The following is a 23,116-nucleotide window of genomic DNA, read 5'->3' as shown; positions in this document are numbered from 1 at the left end:
CCCCGTCTGACCTGCGCTTTCTCGGGCCAGGCGGGGTTTTCGCATGCAGCAGGCCGCCGATGTTTGCTCCATGTTTGCTCGCGTGTACGGACTGCGCACATAGAAGATCACTTACGGCCGCTTCTTCAGATCAGACCTCCGAGACGATCACCAGAAGACCAAGGCCGAAGACCTCGCCGGACCGTTCTGTCCCAGAAGGACATGCCGACGGTCAACAGGTGACAGGCCTACTGAGCTGCGGCGACGAATAATCCACAGTGGCTCCGATCTGCTCCCTGACAGAACGGAAGCCCTCACATGCGCATCCGGGCCGCCTTCCTGGCCGCAGTCGTACTGCCCCTATGCACCGCCGCTTCTTCCGACACCGCCGCCTCGACACAGGGCTGGTCATTCGAGAGCCGGCAGGGCACCGTCTACGTGATGCCGGACCGCAAGTCGATCAGTGTCTGCGACAGCGACGCCGACAACCTGTACGCCGAGGTCAAGTACGCCACCTCCATGCTCCTGACCCACGCCTTGGCCGACAGCAACGGCGCCGCCGTCGGCTGCGGGGAGGACCGCGTCGTTCTCGGCCACATCGACGCTTTCAAGCTCTGCTACGGCACTCGCCGCATCACGGCGGAAAGATGCCACGACTCCGTCTGGACTCGTTGAACGGAAGTCGGTGGATCACCCTGGAGGAGCGATGGGAACAACTCGTGTTGCACACCGGATGACTGTCATCAGGTCGCATGCAGGCTGCGTCCACGGAACCCGCATCCACCTCGAGCCCGCCGTGACGGGCACCGGCCAGAGCACCGCCAGCAACGTAACACCGATGATCACCCCTTATGTGCGGCCAAGACCCCTGAGCAGCCCAATCACCCCTTCGGATCACATTGCCGACTTTCGAGAGACTTGCCCCGGAAGAGGGGTTTTGTCATAAACTGTCCAAATCAAGTCGACTGCGAGTGGAAAGTGCGCAGAACACTGCTCTCTGCGTAGTAGCTGGTTCCGTTCTCGCACTTCAGGGGGGATCCCTCGGTCCGCAAGTTCGAGCCCTCCGGGTCCGGGGGCAACCGGTTCCGCCGTAGACCGGATCCGGACTTCAGCTTGCGGATATCCCCACACGCCGCAAGCTCTTCGAGAGGACACATGGCCTCAGACAATCGCCGGGTGCAGACCGCGGTACTCGGCAGCTCTCACTCCGATCACCCCCTTTCGCTTCCGACGGACAGGAAGGAGGCGGACTGGTACCTGTCCCGGTATCGCGGGAAGGCGTTCTACTGCGGTGTGTGGCTCGGAGGCTGCGGATGGCGCCTCACCGGCAAGCTCTACGGTGATCGAGTCTGCCATTTCGCGCATCTTCCCGATCCGAAGGGACTGGCCCCCGACTGTGAGCGCCGAGGCGGAATCGATAGCGCGGATCACCTCTTCATCCATCGCGGCCTGGCGTCCCGCATAGGGGAGAATCAGCGCTTCGACGGTCGGATGGACAAGGAGCGCTGCACCGATCTTCTCGTTCGTCGCCACCAGAGCAGGTCCGCCATCAAGGTCCAGTTCGTCAACCTCACACCCGCCGAGTGGGAGGAGCGGGACGAGGTCCTGCATGCTCAGTTCGGGCACGTGGATTGGATCGTCGGTCCCACGGCGACCAGGACCGGCAGGTACCTGATAGAACGCGATGGCTATGCGCTGCGGGTCCGCTGCGAGGAGGGGGTGAACGGCACGCGGGCCGTCAGGATCGGCACAGAGACCAGCGACGGTGACCTCGAGTGGAGCAGCCTTCATGATTGCGAGATCACCGATAAGGGGCTCGTCACCCCGCTCCTGCGCAAGGTCCGCGACAGAGGCCGACCGTTGGCAGGCAAACGCGTTGCGGAGCTGCCCGGGTTTCCACTGGCGGTCAAGGGCATCATCATCCACCCGCAGGAGGCGACCACCAGGCCGGTCTCAGGGCCGAAGCTTCCGCCCCATTCCCATGTCGCGGCGGTCGATGTCGTCATCGGCGAACGCAAGCCGGTCAATGCTCGCCTTATAGTCTCCGACCGCCTTGATCTTGTCATTGGCGAGCCATACTCGCTGGTCGAGCCCGCCTCGGTCGACGCCGGCAGCTGGGAAGGACGACTCGCCCCAGTGTGGACGATCTTCAGCGCGGGAATCACTCCCACCAAGCCGATCGAGACGCCTGAGCGTGGTTCGGTACACGTACCCAAGCTGGCTCCCCCGCCCTCCGAGGAGGCAAGCAGGGCGAAGATCAAGCAAGTCGGTGGGGTCCGCGGGCCAGACGAGCTGATCCGGCACAAGCTGACAACGCTCATCGCTGGGCTGCGCAAGGCTCACAAAGCAGGCGATCGTCCCAAGGTTTTGGCCCTGCTCGAGGCCAACCGGACTCTCCTGAATGAGCTGAACCATCGGGAGTTCCGAGACGAACGCACGAAGGTCACCGAGATCGATCGCTGGGCGCGCGCGAAGACGCAGGCGCAGCAACCACGCGAGGGCTCCACGCACCATCAAGACGCCCCTATTCAGCGAGAGGCGATGATGGCCAGGGGCGGTGCGCCGAAGAGAGAGCCTGTCCGGGGGTCCATGGACCCGGTGCGGCACAAGCTCGCCCTGCTCCTCGCCCAGCTTCGAGGAGCGGGCGGCAAAAGGGACTACAAGCGCATCTCGGAACTACTCGAAGCCAACGCCAAGCTGATGGCGTCCGAAGCGACCGCAAGTCCGGATCTCCAGAAACTGATCAAGGAGATCGAAACGTTCCGACGACTTTGCCGCCAAGGGCCCGATGCCAGCCTTCAGTCGGACTGGAAGGTCATGCGCGCGTGCACCTCCCTCAACAAGCGAATCAACCGAGCCAAGTCAACGAGGGACGTGCCGACGGCGCGGAACGCGATTGAAGAGCTTCGCGCGGTCATTCAGGACGGGCGCAGCCAGAACCGTGATCTCAGGTATGAGGAGCGATTGCTGGCCGAACATGACCGGTGGTTGAGTCGGTTCCCGACACAGGAGCCGGCTCCGTCCTTGACTCCGAATGCGCAGAGTTCGTCGGCGGCGACATCTGCAGCCTCGGGAGAGACCCGTCTCCGGTAGATCATCGATCAGTTGCAGGAAGCACAGCGTGACGACCGAGTCGAAACCGCACAAGCTCTACTGAACGAGGGGATGCGCCTCGTCATGCACCTCGGCGATGCGGTCGACCGTGAACAGCGGCAGGAGTTGGTGGACAGCGGCCAGTGGCTGGCGGAAGTCACCGAACGGGCAAGCGGCCGGGCGTAGCGCTTGACCTCGTAGATGTCGGCCTCTCCTCGGAGTGCTGGGGATCCGACTGTGGCTGCTGCTGGGCTACCCGGCCCTGCCGATCGATCTGATCCACGACTTCATCCCAGCTCTCGGCTGTGCCGACGACCCCATCGCGATCGCCGCGATCTTCCGCGCAGATCATCACCCTATCGACCGAAATCATGATTCTATAGAACAGTCTTATGATTTAGGGCATACATGGCAATATGTCCGAAAAGAGTCTCTAGTGACCTACCAACCACAACCGGTACCGCCCCAACCATCACCCGGCCCTGCAAAGCCGTACGTGAAGGCGCTGGAGCTCGCACCCTTCGTCGCACCCGTGATCATGATCCTGTGCACGTTCCTGCCCTGGGTATCCATCGACTTCATCGTCTCCGCTTCCTTCGCCGGCGTCCGCAGCAACGAGGGGAAAGTCGTCATCGCCTCGGGCATCCTCGCCCTCGTGTGCGTCGTGGCGGCGCGAGCCCTGCAGCAGGCCTGGTTCACCTGGGGCGCAACGGCGTTCGGCCTGGTGGCCACGTTCCTGCACATCCTCTTCGCGATGAAGATGGAAGAAGCGTTCTCCGAGGTGGAGCAAGCCCCGACCACCGAGGCAGCCAACTCCTTCGCCAACGGGCTGGCGGAACTCGCCACCACGGCGGTCGGCGTGGACATCGGATGGTTCCTCGGCCTGATCGCCGCGTTGATCACCGCCGGAACCACCATCTACCACTTCTTCTTCCAGCGCAGGCAGAGCCAGGACATGGCTTGACCTTGCCCATTCGAGGCCTTCAGCCGACCCGGCGCGACCGGCTGAAGGCCTCACGGCTGAACTCGCTGTTCGGGTCGCGCAGGAAGGGCATCCTGTGCGCCCGATCCTTCACACCGGCCGCCACAGCACCGAGTCACCGGTCATGAGAGAGGTCAGCCGCCGCTCCAGCTCTACCCGAACTGGTGGACGGTCGGCGGACCGGATGTAGGCGGCCAACGAGCGCACCTCCCGCGCGGTCCGCAGCACCTCGGCCGCCGGGTCGAGTTCGAGGTCGGGGTCGATGCCGTAGGCCCGGCAGAAGCGGATCCAGTTCGATCGGGGACGGCCGAAGCGGCGGTGGCCCATCATGGTCGGGGTCAGGTCTTGAAGAAGAGGTCCGCGGGCGACCGAGTCCCAGTCGGCCAGTAGCCACCGGTCGTGGTCGCGCAGGAGGTTGCGGGTGTGGGCGTCTCCGTGGAGCAGTCCTTCGCCCAGCGGGTGGCTCATGTGCTGGTAGTCGTGTTCCACCTGCCGGCAGCGTTCCAGCAGCCAGGAGCGCTGCTGCTCGGTGACGACGCCGTTGAGTGCGGCCAGGTCGGCCCGCAGGGTGCCCAGCGGTTCGAGGGCGGGGACCGGTACGGGGGGTGCGGGCAGGGTGTGCAGGTCGCGCAGGAGGTAGGCAAGGTCGGCGGTTTCTGCGGGGTGGCCGGGGGGTCGGTGACGTAGTGCCAGGCGGTGGCGATCCAGCCGTCGAGGATGGCGGGCTGCTCGACGTGGAGCGGGACGACGGCCGGGAAGTCCTGCTCCGCCAGATTGCGGGTGACGGCGATGGCGGCGGTCAGCCGGACGTGCACGGCGGGGTTGCCGGGGGCGTAGCGCAGGCGGACCACGGCGCCGCTGCCGGGTAGGTGGTAGACCGCGTTGGCCCGCACGTGCAGCGTGCGGGCGTCACGGGCGTTCAGGCCGAACAGCGCGCACGCGCGCTCCAGCGGCGGCGCGGGCAGCGGCGGGCGCGTCACCGGTTCAGCTCGCGAGTTCGGTGTGCAGGTAGTCGTCGAAGTCCCGGACCTGCCGCAGGGTGCGGTGGCGCTCCAGCTTGGCCGAGAAGCCGCACACGATCGCGACGCAGCGGGCGGAGGTGAGTTCCTTGGCCGCGGGGACGGCGTCGCGGGCGAAGGTCAGCGCCGCCTCCAGTTCTCCGAGGGCGAGATAGGCCTCGGCGGCATGGACCCGGTTGAACTGCTCGGAGCGGGCGAAGCGCCCGCCGAATCCACGCAGCGCCTCTTCGGCGCATTGCGCCGCGCGCTGGTGTTCGCCGACTCGTTGCCAGCAGTATCCGGCCTCCGCTGCGAGTTCGGCCTCGCCGAAGGGGCCGCTCCAGGCCGGGTCGAGGGCGCTGGTCTCGGCGGCGAACGCTCTGTCCGCCTCGGACAGCAGCGCGGTGACCTGCCGGACGGCGTGCCGGTCGCGCTGGTCGGCGCCGTCGGCCTCCACCGCGACCGCGCGGGCCTGACGGACCAGGAGCTGAGCCATCATCCGAGGCGAAGCCTGAGCTTGGCGGCCCGCGTCTGCGGCAGCGCGGGCCAGCCGCAGCGCCCAGCGGCCCTGCCCAAGGTCGCACGCCTGCTGAGCGAGGGTGGCCAGCACCCACGCCGCGGTCATCGCGTCGTCGGCGGCCTTGGCCAGCCGCAGGGCCTGCCCGAAATGCTGCTGCGCCTGGCCTTGGTGGCCGAGGTCGAAGGCCATCCAGCCGGCCAGCCGGGTCATGCGCGCGGCGGCGGTCAGCAGCTCCGCCCCGACCTGCTCGGTGTAGGAGCCGCGCAGCAGCGGCGCGAGGGTGTAGTTCATGAAGTCCGTGACCGCCGGGCGGACCAGCCCGGCCCCGAACTGGTGGTCCATCTGGGTGAACGCCTGGTGGGCTTCATGGACACGTTGGACGTCGGTCATGCCCACCGCCGGTCCGGGTCCGTGCTGTGCGGCTGAGCCTTCCCGGATGTCGTAGCTCCACGACAGCAGCCACTCTCCGAGCATCGCCGGGACGAACGGCAGTGCCGCCAGCGTGTGACGTCGTGACGCGTCCATCTCCCACCTCCACAACCGCCTGGCCGCCTCCATCGCCGCCGACGGAGGACCGGCTACGTCCTCTCCCAGCGGTGAGACGATCACCGCCTCACGGGGATCGGTCTGCAGCCAGCGCTCCACCTCCTCGGCCGGCACCTGCCACAGCTCGGCGATCCGAGCGCGGTAGACCGCACGGACGCCTTGCTCACCGCGCTCCCAGCGGGCCCAGGTGGTGGCCGATACCCCGATGGCTTCGGCGGCGGCTTCCTGGCTGAGACCGCGCCGCTGCCGTGCCCGGACCAGCTCGGGGCGTCCTCGACCACGTGACTGGTTCACATCGTTCTCCCTCTCTCCATAGGGGAGCACACAGTGTGGGCCGCGCGCCTGTCCATCGTCAGCTCCTCGCCGAAACGACCAGGAAACGACCAGCACGTTCGGCGTGCCGATCGCTGGCGGTAAACGTCCAGCTCACCGCGCTTCCCCTCACGTTGACCAGGCGGTTGTCTAGGGGCTGTGACCGATCGTGATCGACTGGGATGACAATCGCGACAACCCGGCGATCATCAGGCCACTCGCATCGCTCGCACCGCCGCTCACGCAGGCAGTGACGGTGTGAGACATGACCCTCGGAAAGGCCGGCGGGCGCAGCGTCGGCCTTTTCCGAGGCACGTGGCTCCGTCTCCTTTCGGAGGGGAGGAGACGGAGCCACCGTGTGACCGGCCAAACCATGGCTCGGCCGGTCCGATGCCCTTGTAGACGTCCGGCTCGGGATCGCCCCCGTGTTCCGGCCGGACGGCCCCCGATAGCGTCTCCCACCCCTATCGGGGGCCACCCCTCCCCACCGTCCTGTCCTCATCCGACCTGGGCCTCTCTCCTTGGCGAGGTCCCTTGCCGACATCGGAGCCAAGCATGGTCATGCTCACCGGTCCCGCCCTCGTCGATGCCGCCATCACCCATCTGGAGCGGCTCCGTGATCAGCTCGTCCAGCGGGGACTGCAGGCGCGCCTGCACACCAAGGACGGCCGGATGCCGCACCTGGTCGTGATCAACCCGGACGCCGCGGTCCTGTCCGAGAACATCTACGCCGCGCCACTGGAAGGAGATTGGCGGTACTGGTGGTCCTGGGCCGAGCCGATCACGTCCACCGAGCAGATCGGCGTCACCGTCGAGCGGATCCAGTACGTGCTGACCCCGCTGGGACGGAGCGAGTGATTGACCGCGCGGTCGCGTTCGCACGGCTCGTGACCTGCGGAGCTGGCCGCCGGGCTGATGATCGTGGCGACCGGATACGGCTGGTACCGCCCCAGGCGATCGTCTTGTGACGGTGCGAAAGACCGCAGGAAGCGGGAACGGCTTCCGGGCAGACCCTTCCCGCTTCCCACCCGGCCGCAAGCAGCGGCAAGGCCTGCTGGCGTGCCCCCAGCGGGCCTTGTCGCTCACCTGAGCCGATCAGCTGCGTATTCCCCGTGCTGCGGTCGGCAACATGGCCAGCCGCACCTTCGGCATCGCGGGATCGGCGGTGATGAGGGCGGCGGTGGACTCGGCCGCGGCCTGGGCGACCTCCGGATAGACGCTGGTGTAGGTGTCACGGGTGAACGCGCTGGAGACGTGGCCGAGGGTTTCCTGGACCACCTTGAGCTCCACCCCGGCCGCGAGCATCAGCGAGGCGGCGCCATGGCGCAGGTCGTGCAGCCGGACCGGTGGGAGTCCGGCCTGGTAGGCCAGCCAGTAGAACTGGTCGGTGGCATGCTGGGGGTGCAGCGGCTGACCTCGCTCGTCGGTGAAGACGAACCCGCTGTCGATCCACACCTCCCCTGCGGTGAGACGTTCGGCGGCCTGGCGCTTGCGATGAGCCTTGAGCACCTTGAGGGTCTCGGCGTCCAGGGCGATCACCCGGTCGCTGGCGTCGGTCTTGGGTTTGCCCTGGACCGCTTCCCAGCCGAGCTGGGTGATCTGCCAGTGCACCCCGACGGTGCCCGCGGTGAAGTCCACATCCTTCCAGCGCAGCCCGACCGCCTCTCCTCGACGCAGACCGCGCAGAGCGATCAGCCGGTACAGGGCGTGCAGCCGGTGGCGCTGGGCGTAGGTGAGGAAGACCGAGGTCTGGGCCGGGGTCCACACCATGACCGGCGACGGGCGCGGTGTGGCGATGTAGACGCCGATCACGTTGACCCGGTATCCCTCGCATCGCCGCCTCTCGGTCGCGAACTCCTCCTCCGCATCGGTGATCCACTGCGCGACCCGCTCCTCGGTCCACACCAGAGCCTTGGGCCGGACCGCGTCGGGCAGTTCCACGGCGGCAGCGGGGTTGAAGTCGATCAGCCGGTCCTGCTTGATGGCGATGTTGAGGGCATGGCGCAGCGTCGCGCGGATACGGTGCATGGTGGCGGGGCCGACCGGACGCCGATATTTGACCTTGGCCCGCTGCTCGGTGTCCCCACTGGCACGGGCATTGGTGATGACGTCGTTGAACTCCTCGATCGCGTCGAACATGCCCGCGATGTCGGAGACCCTCAGCCGATCCAGCCGGATATGGCCCAGATACGGGTTGAGGTAGAGCCGGATGTGGGACTCATACGCCCGCCGGGTGGTCGCGTCGATCCGGCGCTTGCGCTTGAGGAACTCCTCCAGCCACTCTGCCACGCTGATCTGCTGGTTGAGGTCTTGGCGGGTACGGACCTTGCGCCGCACCTCCTCGGTCGGCGGCAGCGCCCGGGTCTCCTTCAGCGTGACCAGGATCAGCTCGGTGATCTGACGGCGCACCTGCGGGTCCTCATCCAACGCCAGGAGCCCACGGGCGTGGTCAAGTTCGGCCTCAGCCTCTTCCAGCGTGGCGAACCCGCTGCGCCGCAGCGGGGTGCGGCGGCGTCCGTCGGCGTGGGCGGGCAACTCCAGTTGATACGCCCACCGGCCGTGGGTGCTGCTCCACCAATCGCCCCGGCCGCCGGGGCGCCGCAGTTTCGGGCACTGCTTGCCGAGTTGCTTACCGGTGGCCTCATCGCGGCAGCCGCAGGTCTTGTAGGTGGTTCCGTTCGCCACCGTGTCTCACCTTTCCGAAACGTCGGGACGGCGCAGGCCGTCGTGGTATCCCAGCAGCGCCAGCAGCTCGCAGGTGGGCACCAGGTACCGGCGGCCGATCTTCAGAACGCGGCAGGGGAACTGCCCGTCCTTGGCCAGCTGGTAGGCGGTGGTGCGGCTGATGCCCAGGATCTGTCCGGCGGTGATGAGGTCCATCACCACCGGGAGGTTGGCCAGGTCGGCCACCTTCAGCTCCGATGTCACCGGCCGCCTCCGTGCGGGTGACCGGGCGCACCGGAGCCGGTGGAGCGTACGGTCGCCGCGGCCCCGCCCGGCTGGGTGGTCCCGCCCCACCGCGTTCGCGTACGGCGGGGCATATACCACCCGGCCCGGCGGGCCGGGTGGTATCGACGCTCACCTCGGCGGTCCGGGTCAAGCGAAATCCGCTGGTCCGCCGCGTGACGCCGCCCAGGGGCCGAAATGGGAATCCTCACGCCGTCTCTCGCGCGTTGGAGCCTTCAGAGGTGGGGCCCGTGGTGGCCGACGGGGTGCGGAAGATGAGCAGGTCCTCGTGCGCGGTCGCGTGAATCGGCACCCCGCGCGCCCACGCCTTACGGGCCTCGTGCAGCTGGAAGAACGAGGCCCGGTTCAGCAGCCGGTTCTCGCCGATCCCGCACAGCAGGCACACGATCCGGTCGGCCAGCACCAGCCCGGCCTGCTGTCCCGCGGTGATGACCTCGCCGGGCAGGTCGATGAGCTCGCCGCGCTGACGGAACGGCCGGACGGTGACCGCCGCCACCCCGCCGGGCCGCAACAGCCGAGCACAGCCGGCCAGGATCTGGGTGAAGCCCTCCAGCAGAACCGGGAGGCTCTGGTGGGCGAGGTTGCCGCGGTCGCGCGAGTAGCGGTGGTTCCACTTGTGCACGCCCGGCTCGCCGGAGTCGCGGGTGGAGCGCACATGTCCGTGGGTCTGGGACCCGTACGGCGGGGAGGTGAGCACCAGCGCCACGGCCCCGCCCAGGTCCGGCAGCAGGCAGGTGAGGTGGCGGGCGTCCCCGGCCACCACCTTCCCCTGGCCGCTCGCGCCTTGGCGAGTAGCGTGGGCGAGGTTGGCGCTGGCCAGGTGCGCCCAGCCGTCCTCGTACTCCACTCCGGCCGCGTGCCGTCCCTGGTGGACGGCCTCGACCAGGGTGGTGCCGATGCCGCACATCGGGTCGAAGACCAGCTCGCCGGGGCGGGTGTAGGTGGCGATCACTTTCGCGGCGATGGCGGGCAGCATCTTGCCTGGGTGCCGCATCGACTCGGGCAGGTACCGGCCGCGCCGCTGGCTGCGCGAGGGCTTCTGGCCGGTGGCCCACACCGACGGGATCGGTTCGGAGGAGAGCGGCTCGGTCATGCCGGGATGTCCTTTCCTCGCTGGATGGTGATGACTTGGCGGCGAAGGGCGGTCGGCGGGTCGCGCCGCTGCCGGGCGGCGTGGGAGGTCAGCAGGCGGCCCAGCCGAAGAACAGCCAGCCGGCGTGACCGGGGCGGCTTCCGGTGAGGGTGACGGTGACCGAGCCGGAGACGATCCGTTTGCTCTCCTTGCAGGTGACGAAGTGACCGGTGACGTCCCGCAAGGCGTCGGCGATGTGCTCGCCCGGCTGGATGAAGGCAGCCAGCGCGGCCTCGACGGCCTGGGCCCAGGTGCGGTAACCATCGGCAGTGGCGGGAATCGGCGCGGTGATGCGCCGCTTGCTGTCGAGGATCGGGATCGCCCCGCAGGAGCCGCGCTTTTCGATGCGCGAGTCGCCGTCCAGGAGGGCGATGTGCCGGTCGAGGGCCTCCTGCAGCGGGACCGGGGTGTCGCTGAGGACGAGATAGCCGTCGGTGGTGGAGATGGTGCCGTTGTAGCGGCCGTGGCCGTACTCGGCGATAGCGTCGGCCACGGCGCGGTCGTAGGCGTCCTGGACGTCGGTTCCCAGGACGTAGTCAGTGAAGGGATGGGCGCCCACTCATGAAGCCCTTTCAACGTCACAGGCGGTGGTGATGGGCTTGGTGAACAGCAGCACGTCGGAATGCACCCGCACGCTGACCGGGACAGCGCCCGCCCCGGAAGCTCGGGAGGCGGTGCAGCGGGCCAGCGGCGGCACCGTGATCTGCCCGTGCCGGACGGTCGCGTGCAGGGCCACGATGTGCTGCAGGTAGACCAGCCCCACCTGCTGGGCCTGGCGGATCAGCTCCGGGGCCGGGTCGTAGAGGTGGCCGTCCTCGCGGTGCAGGCCGGTGACGACTCCCAGGTGCCCGCCGCTGCGAAGGAGCTCGGCGGCCTTGAGCAGGGATGTCTCCGTGGGTTCATCATCGAGCCTGCGGGCCGGTCCGGCCGTGTGGGCGAGCACGACCAGGGCCGCTCGGCCCCGGTAGTGCGCCAGCACCCGGTCGGTGCTCTCCTCGTGGGTGATGTGCAGCTCGGCGGCGCGCAGGTCTTCGGCGGGATGGGTCAGGGCCAGGCTCCTTCCGATGGTCTGGGTCGGGGTGAGGCCGGTGGTGACGGTCAGGGTGTGGCGGCCCAGCCGCAACGCGCTGGAGGTCAGCACGTGGTCAGCCGGGTACAGGTCGACGACCAGGTCCCCGAGCCGGGTGCAGGCCGTGATCAGCTCGCGGGCCAGCCGGGCGGTCACCGAGGCGCAGCAGCCGCTGCGGCACAGAGCGGGAGTCTCGTGTTCGGCGGTGGCCAGCCAGACGCTGAGCGGCAGGTGCCCGGTCCGGCTGGTGGACGAAGTGGGTGCGGAAGCGGAAGCGGTGGAGCGGGGTGGTGTGGTCACGGTGTGGTGGCCCGATCACCCCGGCCGTCTGATCCCTGTCACTGGAGGAAATACCTGCCGCGAGGTGCTCTTGGGGACACCGGGCCGCCGGAATAATCCGCTGGCCCACCCGGCGGCAACAGACCGTACCTACCACGAACACTCGATGTCTGCGCAGGTCAGCGCGTTTTCGTACAGGTCCCGTACAGGCGGCGGACAGAGTCCGGACGCCGTTACCGAGCAGGCGGTGACCTGTTCAGGCCAGTGGCCGGCCTTCACTCCGTTCCCGCGCTGGGCCTACCGTGGATCGCAGTTCAAGCCCCTGACGGAGCCGCGTGATGTGACCGAAGGGAGTGCGTGCCTGGATGCCCGCCCGTGACGATCTCGCCGATCGCCGGTTCCGCAAGCTGGTCGCTCACCTGCGCGTGCTGATGCAGGCATCACTCAAGCCGCAGTACCGGGGCTTCTACGGGCAGCTGATCCTGGAGGCCGACACAGTCGCTGAGCTCGGTGAGGTTGAGCAGGTGCGCCGGGCAGCTCGCACGGCCGGGCGGGAACTCGGTTGGAAGACCGTGACACACGCCTTCGACGGGCGGCTGCTGGTGGCCGACGACCGCCAGCCGCCCGAGGAGATCCGGCTACTGGCCGATCGCTCGGCGGCCGAGGCGGTAGCGGCGCTTCTGCGCCGGGGAGAGTGACCGAGCCTCCACTGTCCACAGGCTGTGGAAATGCGCCGGGTGTGCAGCACAAGCCCCGAAAGAGCGCTTTGCCGAAACTTGAACCCATCCGAGCCGGCCGGATCGTTTGCGCAGGCCAGACCGTTTCGGAACACCCGCGCCCAGCAGAGCCGCATCCTCGCCGTTTTCCTGCTGCACTCGCGTTTTCGCAGCTCAAATCCTCTTCCGGGGGCCGATAACGGCTTTTCCCGCTCCTTACCTCCTACGGTGTCCGTACCGAAGATGTCCGGTTCCTGTACCGGACCCCTGGCGGCATAGGCGGTGTCCACACCGATCCACCTCTCTGGGGGCCCGCCATGCCGCACACCGACCGCTCCACCCTCACCGCCGACTCCACCACCCGTTCCTCCTTCGTCTCCACCTCGCATCCGAATGACGGCTCGTCGCTCCCGCTGGACGTTGCTGAGAAGGCTTTCCGCCTGCTGGTGGCTGGACCGCGGCCGCTGGCCGTCGACGGGGCCGTACTCGGCCACGGCCTGCCCGCGCGAGCCATCCCGGTCGATGAGCTGCGGGCGATCCTGCTGCACCCCTCCTGCGGACGGACCACCCGGGACGAGGTCTGGCGGCACCTGATCACTCACGCCCGCACCCACCGGGGTGCGTGGATGGTCGCGGCGGTGGCCGTGGCCATGCCGCTGCTGCGCCGCCTGACCAAGACCCTCAGCGAGACGCTCCGCATGGAGCGTGAAGACCTCGAGGCCGAGGTGCTGACGTGCTTCATGGAGGCCCTGGAGCGGGTCAACCTGGCCTGGACGCATCCGCTGCTGCGGCTCGCCCGGCTGACGCAGTGCGCGGTGCTGCGCACGCACCCGGACAGGGAGCCGCAGGCCGCGGCCGAGCCCGACCTTGCCGGGCAACCGCTGTCCTGCCCGGACGGGCATGTGGACCTGCTGCTGGCCGGGGCGATCCGCCAGGGCATCCTCACCGCCGACATGGCGCAGATCCTCGGCGTCACCCGGCTGGAGAACATCCCGCTGAGCCTCTACTGCCGCCGCGAGGGCCTGGACTACGTCACCACCCGCAAGCGCCGCCAGCGCGCCGAGGCACGCCTGGTCGCCGCGCTGATCAGCGGCGAGTTGTCCAGCTTCTGATCAAAATCCCGGCGGCCGATGTCCCCAAACGACTCGGCGACCAAGTCTTTTCACAGATGCAAGGGCAGCGCGCACGCCCCTCACCGTTCCGCCGGGCCGCACTCCGGCCACCGGTCCCTGTCAGCACCGGCACCGGCACCTTTCCCGCACGCGAAGGAGGACGCCCATCCGGCCCCAGCCGAGCCGGAGGGGCGAGCGCGCTCCCTGACCTCCAGCCCTACCCGTCAGCTCATCGGCATTCTTGGGAGGCAGCAGTGACATCCCGCTCCACGACCCCGCGAAAGATCCTGCTGATCGTCGCCGCCGTAGCGGTCGCTATGGCACTCGGCGTGCTCATCGAGGCGGGCTTGGCCCACGCCGCCACCAGTCCCACCGTCCCCGCGGCCGGCGAGGTGCTGGCCGCGCCGTCCTCGCTCAACCAGGTCATCGACAACCTGCGCAACGTGATCGTCGGCCTGCTGGTCGGGCTGGCGACGCTGTTTCTGACCATCGGCGGAATCCGCTACATCCTGGCCGGAGGCGACCCCGGCGAGGTCGAGGCGGCCAAGAAGACCCTGCGCTATGCCGGGATCGGCTACGGCGTCGCCGCCCTCGCCCCGCTGCTGGTCAGCATCCTCCAGGGCATCGTGGGAGCCTGACGGTGACCTGCCACCCGCCGAGCCGGACGCCGAGTCCGACGAGCACGGCCCGCTACCTGGCGGCGATCGCCGCCGTGGTCGCCGTCGTGCTCGGCGGGATCACCGTCCCGGCGTTCGCCGACCCGGCTCCGACGCCGGTGCCGAGCCCGTCGCCGCAGGTGAGCTGGATCGCCCCGTCCCCGCCGCCGCAGGAGGGCGAGTGCGACCTGCTGGATGTCGGCTGCAAGATCAACGAAGCGGTCAACGGCTGGTTCACCGATCTGGTGACCGATGCCATCAGCCCGGCCTTCAGCCTGCTGGCCCAGACCCTGCTGTCGTCTCCGCCGCCCTCGATCCTGTCGCGGGTACGGGAGCTGACCGGACAGGTCACCGTGGTGGCCAACGCGCTGCTCGTGCTGTTCGTGCTGGCGGGCGGGGTCATCGTCATGGCGTACGGCAGCGCGCAGACCTCCACCACCGCCAAGGAGGTCGCTCCGCGCCTGGTGGTGGCGGCGATCCTGCTCAACGGCTCGCTGACCGTGTCGGAGTACGCCGTCCGGCTCGCCAACGGACTCGTTCACGGGCTGCTCGGGGACGGAGTCAACGCCGAGCGGGCCGGGAACCTGCTGGCGAGCAAGGTGCTGGACATCGTGCGCGACCCGGACGGCACCGTGCTCTACCTCGTGGTGATCGCCGGAGTCAGCGTGCTGATGGGCACGATTCTGGTGTTCATCGCGATCATCCGCATCACCCTGCTGCTGTTCCTGATCATCGCCGCGCCGCTGGCCCTGCTGTGTCACGCGCTCCCGCAGACCGAGGGCATCGCGAAGCTGTGGTGGCGTGGGTTCATCGGTGTGCTGGCCATGCAGGTGCTTCAAGCGCTGGTGCTCATTCTCGCCTTCACCGTTCATCTGACCGACTCCCAGGACGCCTTCACCTCCGCCGGCGTCACCACGACAGCGAACCAGACCACGACCACCGACGCCCTGGACGTGCTGATCCTGATCGGCTTGATGTACGTGCTGATCAAGATTCCCGGGTGGGTGGCCCGCAGTATCTGGCAGCAGGCCAAACCGCAGCTGCTGATGCGGATCGTCAAGGCCGTGGTCGTCTACAAGACCCTCGGCGCGATCGGCGGCGCCCTGCGCAAGAGCAGAACCGCGGCCAAGGCATCAGGGCGATTGCCCCATCGTGGCGGCCCTGCGGGTGGTGCGGGTGGGCGCGGTCCGAAGGGCACCGGCCCGCGTCCCTCCTCCCCGTCCTCTCCTTCTCCACGGCCCTCCCCAGGTGGGCCGCATGCTTCTGGAGGAACCCCGACGATGAACCCATCACCTTCGGGCGGATCCGCGAACGCCTCCGGCTCTCCGCGTCCGGCAAGCAACCGCACCGCGCAGCAGCTGCAGCTCCCGCTGGGCATCCCACCGGCCGCCCCGTCATCGGCGTCGGCGCGGCAGGGCCGTCAGTTGGCGTTGCCGTTCCCGGTAACCCGCCTGCCGCGCCCTACGGCCCCCGTGTCGGCCCCACCGCCGCCGACGGGGCCGTGGATCCGGCCGCGCCCGCCGTACCGGCAGGACCGGCTGCCAGGCATGCCGACCCGTCCGGCCCGGCCCCGCCAGCTGCACCTGCGGCTCGATCCCCCGCCCCGCCGCATCCTGAGGAACCGAGGTGAGCGATGAACGACGCTGAGCCGCTGGTCGCCCGGATTCCCGCTGATATCGCCCGGCCGGACAAGGTCGCCTACGGGATGACCTGGCGGCAGATCATCATCCTCACCGTCACCGGCGCGCTCGCCTCGGCCGTTTACTACGCCTTCCACCAGGTGCTGCCGATTGTGGTCCTGGCGGCGGTGCTGCTGCCGCTGCTCGCGCTCGGGGCTGTGCTCGCTCTCGGACGACGGGACGGGCTCACCCTGGACCGGTTCGGCCTGGCCGCCCTGCTCTTCCTGCGCTCAGGCAAGAATCTGGTCTCCGCGCCTGAGGGTGTCCTGCCTCCGCCTCGGTGGTGTCGCCTGCGCGGCAAGCTGCCCAGCCCGCTGCGCCTGCCGGTGCGGGCGATCCGCACCGATGGGGCGCTGGAGCTGGCCGACAGCGGCACGGCGGTGCTGGTGGAGACCTCCACCTTGTCGTTTCACCTGCGCACGGCCGCGGAGCAGGCGGCGCTGGTGGGGGCGTTCGGCCGGTGGCTCAACTCCCTGGACGCGCCCGCGCAGATCCTCATCCGCGCCCGGCCGGTGGACTTGACCGGGTTGATCGAGACGATCGAGCGGCGGATACCGAACCTCCTGCATCCGGCCTTGGAGCAGGCCGCCGCCGAGCACCTGGCCTTCCTGGATCAGCTCAACACTTCCCGGGATCTGCTGTGCCGCCAGGTCCTCATCGTCTTGCGAGATCCGCCGGTGGTCCGAGGCCACCGTGCTCCTTCCCGAGACGCCTCGGCCGCGGTGGTCCTGCGCCGGGCCGCCGAAGCCCAGCGAACCCTGGCCGCGCTCGGGGTGACCGCGACCGTGCTGGATGCCTCCGCCGCCAGCCAGGTGCTGACCGAGTGCCTCGATCCCGGCATCTGGCATCCGGTCGAGGCCGCCCTGCCTGACGAGCTGATCACCTTCAAGGAGGACCAGTGAAACTCCGTCGAACACCACCGGCCGCGAGCACGATGGCGCACCCCGGTGCGCTGCGCATCGGCTCACGGACCCTGGCCTTCCCCGGCGGGGTGGCTACCTCGTTCGCGGTGGTCGGCTACCCGCGAGAGGTGGGCGCGGGCTGGCTGGAGCCGCTGCTGACCTACCCGGGCCGCCTGGACGTCTCCCTGCACATCGAGCCGATCCCGCAGGCCGTGGCGGCGATGCGGCTGCGCCGCCAGCTCGCCCGCCTGGAGTCGGCCAGCCGCTCCGACGCCGAACACGGGCGGCTGGCCGACTTCGCCACCGAGGCCGCCGCCGATGACGCCACCGATCTGGCCGCCAGTCTCGCCCGGGGCCACGGCCGCCTGTTCGCGGTCGGGTTGTATCTCACCGTCCACGCCGCCACCCAAGAGGGCCTCGCTGCCGAGATCGAGCGGGTCCAGGCGCTGGCCGCCTCTCTGCTGCTGGACGCCCAGCCGACGACGTTTCGCGCGCTGCAGGGCTGGGTCACGTCCCTGCCGCTGGCCACCGACGCCCTGCGGCTGCGGCGCAGCTTCGACACCACCGCGCTGGCCGCCGCGTTCCCCTTCACCTCCCCGGATCTGGCCGCACCGGCCGGGGAGACGAGCGTGCTGTACGGCATGAGCGGCTCCGGGGTGGTGCTGTGGGACCGCTTCGCCCAGGACAACCACAACTCCGTCACCCTGGCCCGCTCCGGCGCCGGCAAGAGCTTCTTCACCAAGCTGGAGACGCTGCGGCTGCTGTACCAGGGCGTCGAGGTCGCCGTCGTCGACCCCGAGGACGAGTACGCCCGGCTGGCCCGCGCGGTCGGTGGCACCTACCTGCGGCTCGGGGCCGCCGGGGTGCGGTGGAACCCGCTGGATCTGCCCGCCGGTCACGGCCCGCACGATGACGTACTCGCCCGGCGGGCGCTGTTCCTGCAGACTCTCATCGCCACCATGTTGGGTACTCCGCTCACCGCGCAGTCCCGCGCGGCGTTGGACGCGGCGGTGCTCGCGACCTACGCGACGGTGGGCATCACCCGTGATCCGAAGACGTGGAGTCGGCCCGCGCCGCTGCTGGCTGATCTCGTCGCTCAGCTTGCCGCCAGCGCATCGGGGGCGGAGCTGGCCACGCAGCTCGCCCCGTACGTGACCGGCTCCTATCGGGAGCTGTTCGACGGACCGACCACCACCGCCCCGTCCGGGCATCTGATCGTCTTCTCCCTGCGGGACCTGCCCGAGGAGATCAAGTCGGTCGGCACGCTGCTGGCGCTGGACGCGATATGGCGGCGGGTGGCCAACCCCCGCGATCGCAGGAAGCGCCTCGTAGTGGTGGATGAGGCGTGGCTGCTCATGCGCGAGGCCGAGGGCGCCAGATTCCTGTTCCGGATGGCCAAGGCCGCCCGCAAGCACTGGGCCGGACTCGCCGTCATCACCCAGGATGCCGCCGATCTGCTCGGCTCCGATCTCGGCCAGGCCATCGTGGCGAATGCCGCGAGCCAGATCCTGCTCCGGCAGGCGCCGCAGGCGATCGGTGCGGTCGGGGACGCCTTCAACCTGTCCGAAGGTGAGCGGCAGTTCCTGCTCACCGCGGAGCGAGGCGAGGCGCTCATGGTCGCCGGCCCGGCCAGCCGGGTCGCCTTCCAGGTCACCGCCTCCGACGCCGAAGCCGCGCTCATCACCAGCGACCCCGCCGAACTGGCCCGTCTGGAAGCGACCGAGCCGCCGGTCGGCTTCTTCCCCGGCAGCACAGATGAAGAAGACGGAGACCCGCTGTGAGCCCGTGCCTGCTGTGTGATCTCGATGAGCACGACGTCGAGAACCTCCTCAGGTTTCTTCGGGAGCTTCCGCTACGGCTGCCGGAACTCCTACTCGCGTACGGCTGGCGCGTCGCCGCCACCGTCAGCATCTGCCTGGCCGTACTCGTGCTGGTCCGTCGCCTGATCGGCTGGCTGCGGCACGCCGAGCTGGAGCCGGATGCCCGGCTGATAGAGATCTCCTGCCCGCCCCAGGTCACTCCCGAGGGCGCGGTGGTGTTCTGGAGCCAACTGGTCGGGCTGCTGCGCCCGGCTTGGGCACGTCTCACCACCGGGCAGCCGCATCTGGCCTGGGAGTACGCCGCAGATGACTCCGGCGTCCGCATCCGCCTGTGGGTGCCCGGCACCGTCCCGTCAGGGCTGGTCGAGAAGGCCGTACAAGCGGCCTGGCCCGGTGCCACCGTCACCGCCCAGCCCGCGAGCCCGCCCTTCCCATCCGGTGCCCGGGTGACGGGCGGACGCCTGATCGTGGGCAGGACCGAGCACCTCCCCCTCAAGGCCGATCACCACGCTGACCCTGTGCGCTCGCTGCTGACCGCGATGAGCGGCCTGCGCAGCGGTGAGCAGGTCGTGGTGCAGATCCTGGCCCGACCCACCACCGGACGGCGCCTGCGGCGTGGCCACCGCGCGGCAGCGGCCCTGCGCGGAGCGAGAACCGCCAGCCCGGTCGGGCAGGTGCTGGACGAGCTTGTCCCGATGTCGGGCCATGACCGTCCCAGCGAGCTGGCGCGGATGTTCCCGGAGCGGGCCGAGCAGGTCCGCGCCATCTTGGCCAAGGCGGGCCAGCCCCGCTACCAGGTGGCCATCCGGTATGCGGTCGCCTCCACCGCCACCGGCGAGACGGTGGCCTGGTGGCTGCGCGGCCAGGCCCACACCGTGGCCGGGGCCTTCGCCCTGTTTACCTCCGGCCACCAGTACCTGCGCAGGCGCCGCCTGCTACGGCCCGCCTCACTGGTCGGCTCGCGCCGGTTGGATGCGGGGTTCCTGTTGTCGGTGAGCGAGCTGGCGGCGCTCGCTCACCTGCCCTGGGACATCGACGCCCCCGGTATCACCCGCGCCGGAGCCCGCCCGATCGCCCCGTCCCCGGCCGTGCCGCGCGGGTCGGCCGCCGGGCCGGTCCGCGTCCTGGGGGACGCCGACAGCGGCCCTGCGCGGCCGGTGGTGATGCCCGTCGCCGACGCCCGCCACCACGTGCACATCCTCGGCGGGACCGGGGTCGGCAAATCCACCCTGCTGGCCAACATGGTGCTCGCCGACGCCGAAGCGGGCCGAGGCGCGCTGGTCATCGATCCCAAAGGCGACCTGATCAACGACGTCCTTGCCCGCCTGCCCGCCTCGGCGATCGGCAAGACGGTGGTCTTCGACCCGCAGGACCGCGCCCGCCCCCCGGCGATCAACGTACTGGCCGGACCTGATCCGGCCTTCGCGGTCGACTCGATCGTCACCATCTTCCACCGCTGCTTCTCCTCGGCCTGGGGACCGCGGGTCGACGACCTGCTGCGCTCCACCTGCCTGACCTTGACCAAAGTGCTCGGGCAGCGGGCGACGCTGGCCGAGGTGCCCCGGCTGCTGACCGACTCCGGATTCCGCGCCCGCATCACCGCCCGGCTGGACGACGAGCTGCTGGCCGGCTTCTGGGACTCCTACCAGGCCCTCACCCCGGCCGGGCAGGCGACCGTGATCGGGCCGGTGATGAACAAGCTACGCGCGGTCCTGCTGCGCCCGTTCATCCGCCATGCCCTGGCCAGCCCGAGCACGACCGTGCCGATCGGTCAGCTCCTGAACGATGGCGGCCTGGTCTTGGCCCGCCTGCCCAAGGGCATCCTCGGCGATGACGCCGCCCGCCTGTTCGGCTCGGTGCTGCTCGCGCACACCTGGCAGGCCGCCACCGGCCGTGCTCGCCTCGCCGAGGCCAAGCGAGCCGATGCCGCGCTCTATATCGACGAGTGCCACAACTTCCTCAACCTGCCCGGCCACATCAACGACGTGCTCGCCGAGGCCCGGGGATATCGGCTCTCGTTGATCCTGGCCCACCAGCATCTCGACCAGCTCCCCGCCGACCTGCGCGAGGCGCTGTCCGCCGACGCCCGCAACAAGATCTATTTCGCGGCCTCACCCAAGGACGCGAGCGACCTCAAGGCCCACACCGCCCCCTTGATCACCTCGCACGACCTCACCCACCTGGGCGCGTTCCAGGCCGCCGCCCGGCTTGTGGTCGCCGGTCAGCAAACCCCTGCCTTCACCCTGCGCACCCGGCCGCTACCGCCCATCACCGCCGGACGGGAGAAGGCGATCCGGGAAGCGTCCCGCGAGCGCTTCTCCATCCCGGCCCCGACCGGCGGGACGAGCCGCAAACGCAAGGCCGCCGGGCACGACCCGCGCGCCGCCCACCGGGGCCAGTAACCGCACGCCCTGCACCGATCACTTCGCCGGAAGCAACGGTCCACCGCCCGACGAACAGGAGATGACGCATGCCGGTAACCCGCATCCCGCTCGGACTGCCCCGCCTCGATACCGCCGCGCTGGTCGAGCTGGCCGCACGCCTCACCCCGCGCGACTACGACATCCTCAGCCACCTGCACCAGCACCGCGTGCTGACCACCCACCAGATCCAGAAGATCTTCTTCACGCTGCCCCAACCCACCCGCCGCCGCCTCGGGATCCTGCACAAGCTGCACACCGTGACCCGGTTCCGGCCCTGGACCGCCTACGGCGGCGGCTCGGCCCCCTCTCACTGGATCCTCGGCCGCGCCGGAGCCGCCCTCCTCGCGGCCAAGGACGGCGTCACCGTCAGCCAGCTCGGCTACCACCCCGACGTGGCCATGGCCATCTCGATCTCCAACAGGCTCGGCCACCAGATCGGTGTCAACGACTTCTTCGCCGATCTCCACCACTTCGCCCGCAACTCCCCTGCCGCCGAGGTCCGCGCCTGGTGGCCCGAGCGCCGCTGCGCCCAGCTCTGGGGAGATCTGGCCCGGCCCGACGCCTACGGCCGCTGGGCCGAAAACGGCCGCGAGCTCGACTTCTTCCTCGAACACGACACCGGCAGTGAACCCCTGGCCAAGGTCGCCGCCAAGCTGACCGGCTACGCCGAGCTGGCCGAAGCCACCGCCATCACCACCCCGGTGCTGCTGTGGCTGCCCAGCCGCGCCCGCGAGACCCATCTGCGCGAGCTCATCGGCGAGGCCGACGTGCCGGTCGCCACCGCCGTCCACACCAGCGTCGGCGACGGCCCCGCCGGGCCGGTCTGGGCACCGGTCGGCCCGCCCGGTCCCCGGCTGCGGCTGGCGCAGCTCGCCGATGCCTGGCCCGACCTCACCCTCGGCGCCGCCCCCGACCGTCGCGACGCCAGCGCGTCAGGTGATGCCCTCGACGCGTCCTTCGAATCGGGAGCCGAGTCGAGGTGAAGTCCGCCGCGGCCGGCGCCGCCCTTCTCCTGCTTGTGTTCGCCGTCTTCATCGCAGCAGCCGCCAGCATCTTCACCGGCTCCTCCGGGGGCTTCGGTTGCGTGATGACGACCCCCGGCAGCAGCGGCACGCAGAAGGGCGGCCCGGTCGCGGGCTTGGACGCCGAGCAGGGAGGGAACGCCGCTCTCATCGTGCAGACCGGCCTGGAGCTCGGGCTCCCGGCCCGTGCCGCCGTGATCGCGGTCGCCACCGCCCTGCAGGAATCCCAGCTCCGCAACCTCCCCTACGGGCATCTCGACTCCCTCGGGCTGTTCCAGCAGCGTCCCTCGCAAGGCTGGGGCACACCCGAACAGATCCTCGACCCGCGCTACGCGGCCCGGCAGTTCTACACCCGTCTCATCGCGGTGCCCGGCTGGGAGCAGCTACCCCTGACCCGCGCCGCCCAGGCCGTACAGCGCTCGGCCTTCCCCGACGCCTACGCCCGCTGGGAGCCGCTCGCTCAGCAGACGGTCGACGCCCTCACCGCCTCCTGCGTCGCGCTCATCCCCGGCGAGCAGGCTGCCGCCGTCATCGCCTACGCCCAGGCCCAGCTCGGCAAGCCGTACCTGTGGGGAGCCGAGGGACCCGCCTCCTTCGACTGCTCGGGGCTGACCATGCGCGCCTACCAGGCGGCCGGAATCACCATCCCCCGCGTCGCCGCCGACCAGTGGCGGCACGGGCTACCCGTCCCGCCCGGCCAGGAGCAGCCCGGAGATCTGGTCTTCTTCCGGATGGAGGCGAGCGGGCCCGGCCACGTGGGCATCGTGATCGGCGGCGGCCGGATGATCCACGCGCCCCGCACCGGCGACTTCGTGAAGATCGCCCCGTATCAGCGGCCCGACCTGGTCGGCTTCACCCGGCCCGCAGCAGAGCGGGTGGGGCATCCGTCAGGCTGAGCTGGCGAAGAAC

22 protein-coding genes are annotated in these 23,116 nt (G+C 69.6%); 14 read left to right on the top strand and 8 right to left on the bottom strand.

Going from position 1 to position 23,116, the window contains the following annotated elements; genetic code table 11:
- The first annotated feature begins 297 nt into the window (after nt 1–297).
- From IEZ06_RS24750 to IEZ06_RS36615, 4 genes are all read left to right on the top strand, one after another.
- Nucleotides 298–654 carry a hypothetical protein gene (locus IEZ06_RS24750; RefSeq protein ID WP_189239074.1) on the top strand — a complete coding sequence of 119 codons (357 nt, stop codon included), beginning with the start codon at nt 298–300 and terminating at the stop codon, nt 652–654.
- Between the two features lie 501 nt (nt 655–1,155).
- Complete coding sequence (locus IEZ06_RS24745) at nt 1,156–3,072, top strand: hypothetical protein (protein WP_189239073.1); 1,917 nt, start codon at nt 1,156–1,158, stop codon at nt 3,070–3,072.
- A 12-nt stretch (nt 3,073–3,084) separates the two neighbouring features.
- On the top strand, nt 3,085–3,258 hold the full coding sequence (locus IEZ06_RS24740) for a hypothetical protein (protein WP_189239072.1): 174 nt from the start codon (nt 3,085–3,087) through the stop codon (nt 3,256–3,258).
- 34 nt (nt 3,259–3,292) lie between these two features.
- Entirely contained in the window at nt 3,293–4,036 is a 744-nt protein-coding gene (locus IEZ06_RS36615) for a DUF1232 domain-containing protein (RefSeq protein WP_203872158.1), read from the top strand.
- Between the two features lie 108 nt (nt 4,037–4,144).
- On the opposite strand, the gene IEZ06_RS24730 is transcribed toward IEZ06_RS36615, so the two are convergent.
- From IEZ06_RS24730 to IEZ06_RS24720, 3 genes are read right to left on the bottom strand one after another with little or no spacing between them, the layout of a single operon-like run.
- Nucleotides 4,145–4,543: a phosphotransferase gene (locus IEZ06_RS24730; protein ID WP_189239071.1), complete on the bottom strand. Its 399-nt coding sequence runs from the start codon at nt 4,541–4,543 to the stop codon at nt 4,145–4,147.
- Complete coding sequence (locus IEZ06_RS24725; RefSeq protein ID WP_189239070.1) at nt 4,519–5,034, bottom strand: hypothetical protein; 516 nt, start codon at nt 5,032–5,034, stop codon at nt 4,519–4,521. The genes IEZ06_RS24730 and IEZ06_RS24725 overlap by 25 nt, the downstream gene beginning before the upstream one ends.
- A 4-nt stretch (nt 5,035–5,038) precedes the next feature.
- Nucleotides 5,039–6,412, bottom strand: coding sequence for a helix-turn-helix transcriptional regulator (locus IEZ06_RS24720; protein ID WP_189239069.1), 1,374 nt, complete (start codon nt 6,410–6,412; stop codon nt 5,039–5,041).
- Nucleotides 6,413–6,985: 573 nt separating this feature from the next.
- Here IEZ06_RS24720 and IEZ06_RS24715 point away from each other — a divergent pair.
- Nucleotides 6,986–7,288 (top strand): hypothetical protein, encoded by a 303-nt coding sequence (locus IEZ06_RS24715; RefSeq protein WP_189239068.1) that lies wholly within the window; start codon nt 6,986–6,988, stop codon nt 7,286–7,288.
- Nucleotides 7,289–7,525: 237 nt separating this feature from the next.
- On the opposite strand, the gene IEZ06_RS24710 is transcribed toward IEZ06_RS24715, so the two are convergent.
- From IEZ06_RS24710 to IEZ06_RS24690, 5 genes are all read right to left on the bottom strand, one after another.
- Complete coding sequence (locus IEZ06_RS24710) at nt 7,526–9,115, bottom strand: tyrosine-type recombinase/integrase (RefSeq protein ID WP_189239067.1); 1,590 nt, start codon at nt 9,113–9,115, stop codon at nt 7,526–7,528.
- Nucleotides 9,116–9,121: 6 nt separating this feature from the next.
- The gene (locus IEZ06_RS24705; RefSeq protein ID WP_229798632.1) at nt 9,122–9,358 is read right to left on the bottom strand and encodes a helix-turn-helix transcriptional regulator; all 237 of its coding nucleotides are present in this window, start codon (nt 9,356–9,358) and stop codon (nt 9,122–9,124) included.
- A 226-nt stretch (nt 9,359–9,584) separates the two neighbouring features.
- Complete coding sequence (locus IEZ06_RS24700) at nt 9,585–10,490, bottom strand: TRM11 family SAM-dependent methyltransferase (protein WP_189239066.1); 906 nt, start codon at nt 10,488–10,490, stop codon at nt 9,585–9,587.
- 88 nt (nt 10,491–10,578) lie between these two features.
- Nucleotides 10,579–11,088, bottom strand: a complete 510-nt coding sequence (locus tag IEZ06_RS24695; protein WP_189239065.1) for a hypothetical protein — start codon at nt 11,086–11,088, stop codon at nt 10,579–10,581.
- Entirely contained in the window at nt 11,089–11,898 is an 810-nt protein-coding gene (locus tag IEZ06_RS24690; protein WP_189239064.1) for a hypothetical protein, read from the bottom strand.
- 344 nt (nt 11,899–12,242) lie between these two features.
- Between IEZ06_RS24690 and IEZ06_RS24685 the strand changes: the two genes are divergently transcribed.
- From IEZ06_RS24685 to IEZ06_RS24645, 9 genes are all read left to right on the top strand, one after another.
- Complete coding sequence (locus tag IEZ06_RS24685; RefSeq protein ID WP_189239063.1) at nt 12,243–12,575, top strand: hypothetical protein; 333 nt, start codon at nt 12,243–12,245, stop codon at nt 12,573–12,575.
- Nucleotides 12,576–12,910: 335 nt separating this feature from the next.
- The gene (locus IEZ06_RS24680) at nt 12,911–13,705 is read left to right on the top strand and encodes a hypothetical protein (RefSeq protein ID WP_189239062.1); all 795 of its coding nucleotides are present in this window, start codon (nt 12,911–12,913) and stop codon (nt 13,703–13,705) included.
- 254 nt (nt 13,706–13,959) lie between these two features.
- Nucleotides 13,960–14,343 carry a pilin gene (locus tag IEZ06_RS24675; protein ID WP_229798630.1) on the top strand — a complete coding sequence of 128 codons (384 nt, stop codon included), beginning with the start codon at nt 13,960–13,962 and terminating at the stop codon, nt 14,341–14,343.
- Nucleotides 14,344–14,345: 2 nt separating this feature from the next.
- On the top strand, nt 14,346–15,998 hold the full coding sequence (locus tag IEZ06_RS24670) for a TrbL/VirB6 family protein (RefSeq protein ID WP_189239061.1): 1,653 nt from the start codon (nt 14,346–14,348) through the stop codon (nt 15,996–15,998).
- The gene (locus IEZ06_RS24665; protein ID WP_189239060.1) at nt 15,995–16,942 is read left to right on the top strand and encodes a PrgI family protein; all 948 of its coding nucleotides are present in this window, start codon (nt 15,995–15,997) and stop codon (nt 16,940–16,942) included. Before IEZ06_RS24670 ends, IEZ06_RS24665 begins: the two co-directional genes overlap by 4 nt.
- Nucleotides 16,939–18,723 (top strand): VirB4 family type IV secretion system protein, encoded by a 1,785-nt coding sequence (locus IEZ06_RS24660; RefSeq protein ID WP_229798628.1) that lies wholly within the window; start codon nt 16,939–16,941, stop codon nt 18,721–18,723. Before IEZ06_RS24665 ends, IEZ06_RS24660 begins: the two co-directional genes overlap by 4 nt.
- Entirely contained in the window at nt 18,720–21,164 is a 2,445-nt protein-coding gene (locus IEZ06_RS24655) for a type IV secretory system conjugative DNA transfer family protein (RefSeq protein WP_189239059.1), read from the top strand. The genes IEZ06_RS24660 and IEZ06_RS24655 overlap by 4 nt, the downstream gene beginning before the upstream one ends.
- 68 nt (nt 21,165–21,232) lie before the next feature.
- Nucleotides 21,233–22,168 carry a replication-relaxation family protein gene (locus IEZ06_RS24650; protein WP_189239058.1) on the top strand — a complete coding sequence of 312 codons (936 nt, stop codon included), beginning with the start codon at nt 21,233–21,235 and terminating at the stop codon, nt 22,166–22,168.
- Nucleotides 22,165–23,103: a C40 family peptidase gene (locus IEZ06_RS24645; RefSeq protein ID WP_229798627.1), complete on the top strand. Its 939-nt coding sequence runs from the start codon at nt 22,165–22,167 to the stop codon at nt 23,101–23,103. Before IEZ06_RS24650 ends, IEZ06_RS24645 begins: the two co-directional genes overlap by 4 nt.
- The last annotated feature ends 13 nt before the right edge of the window (nt 23,104–23,116 follow it).

The sequence above is a fragment of the Planomonospora antibiotica genome (assembly GCF_014647955.1).
GTDB classification, from domain to species: Bacteria; Actinomycetota; Actinomycetes; order Streptosporangiales; family Streptosporangiaceae; genus Planomonospora; species Planomonospora parontospora.
Note: the sequence above shows the minus strand (reverse complement) of the source record. Positions and strands in the feature narration are given on the sequence as shown.

What these genes read in the sequence shown, in the direction of transcription:
- IEZ06_RS24750 (WP_189239074.1), top strand. Translation starts at nt 298, where the DNA reads ATGCGCATCCGGGCCGCCTTCCTGGCCGCAGTCGTACTGCCCCTATGC.
- IEZ06_RS24715 (WP_189239068.1), top strand. Translation starts at nt 6,986, where the DNA reads ATGGTCATGCTCACCGGTCCCGCCCTCGTCGATGCCGCCATCACCCAT.
- IEZ06_RS24700 (WP_189239066.1), bottom strand. Translation starts at nt 10,490, where the DNA reads ATGACCGAGCCGCTCTCCTCCGAACCGATCCCGTCGGTGTGGGCCACC.
- IEZ06_RS24685 (WP_189239063.1), top strand. Translation starts at nt 12,243, where the DNA reads ATGCCCGCCCGTGACGATCTCGCCGATCGCCGGTTCCGCAAGCTGGTC.
- IEZ06_RS24680 (WP_189239062.1), top strand. Translation starts at nt 12,911, where the DNA reads ATGCCGCACACCGACCGCTCCACCCTCACCGCCGACTCCACCACCCGT.
- IEZ06_RS24665 (WP_189239060.1), top strand. Translation starts at nt 15,995, where the DNA reads ATGAACGACGCTGAGCCGCTGGTCGCCCGGATTCCCGCTGATATCGCC.
- IEZ06_RS24650 (WP_189239058.1), top strand. Translation starts at nt 21,233, where the DNA reads ATGCCGGTAACCCGCATCCCGCTCGGACTGCCCCGCCTCGATACCGCC.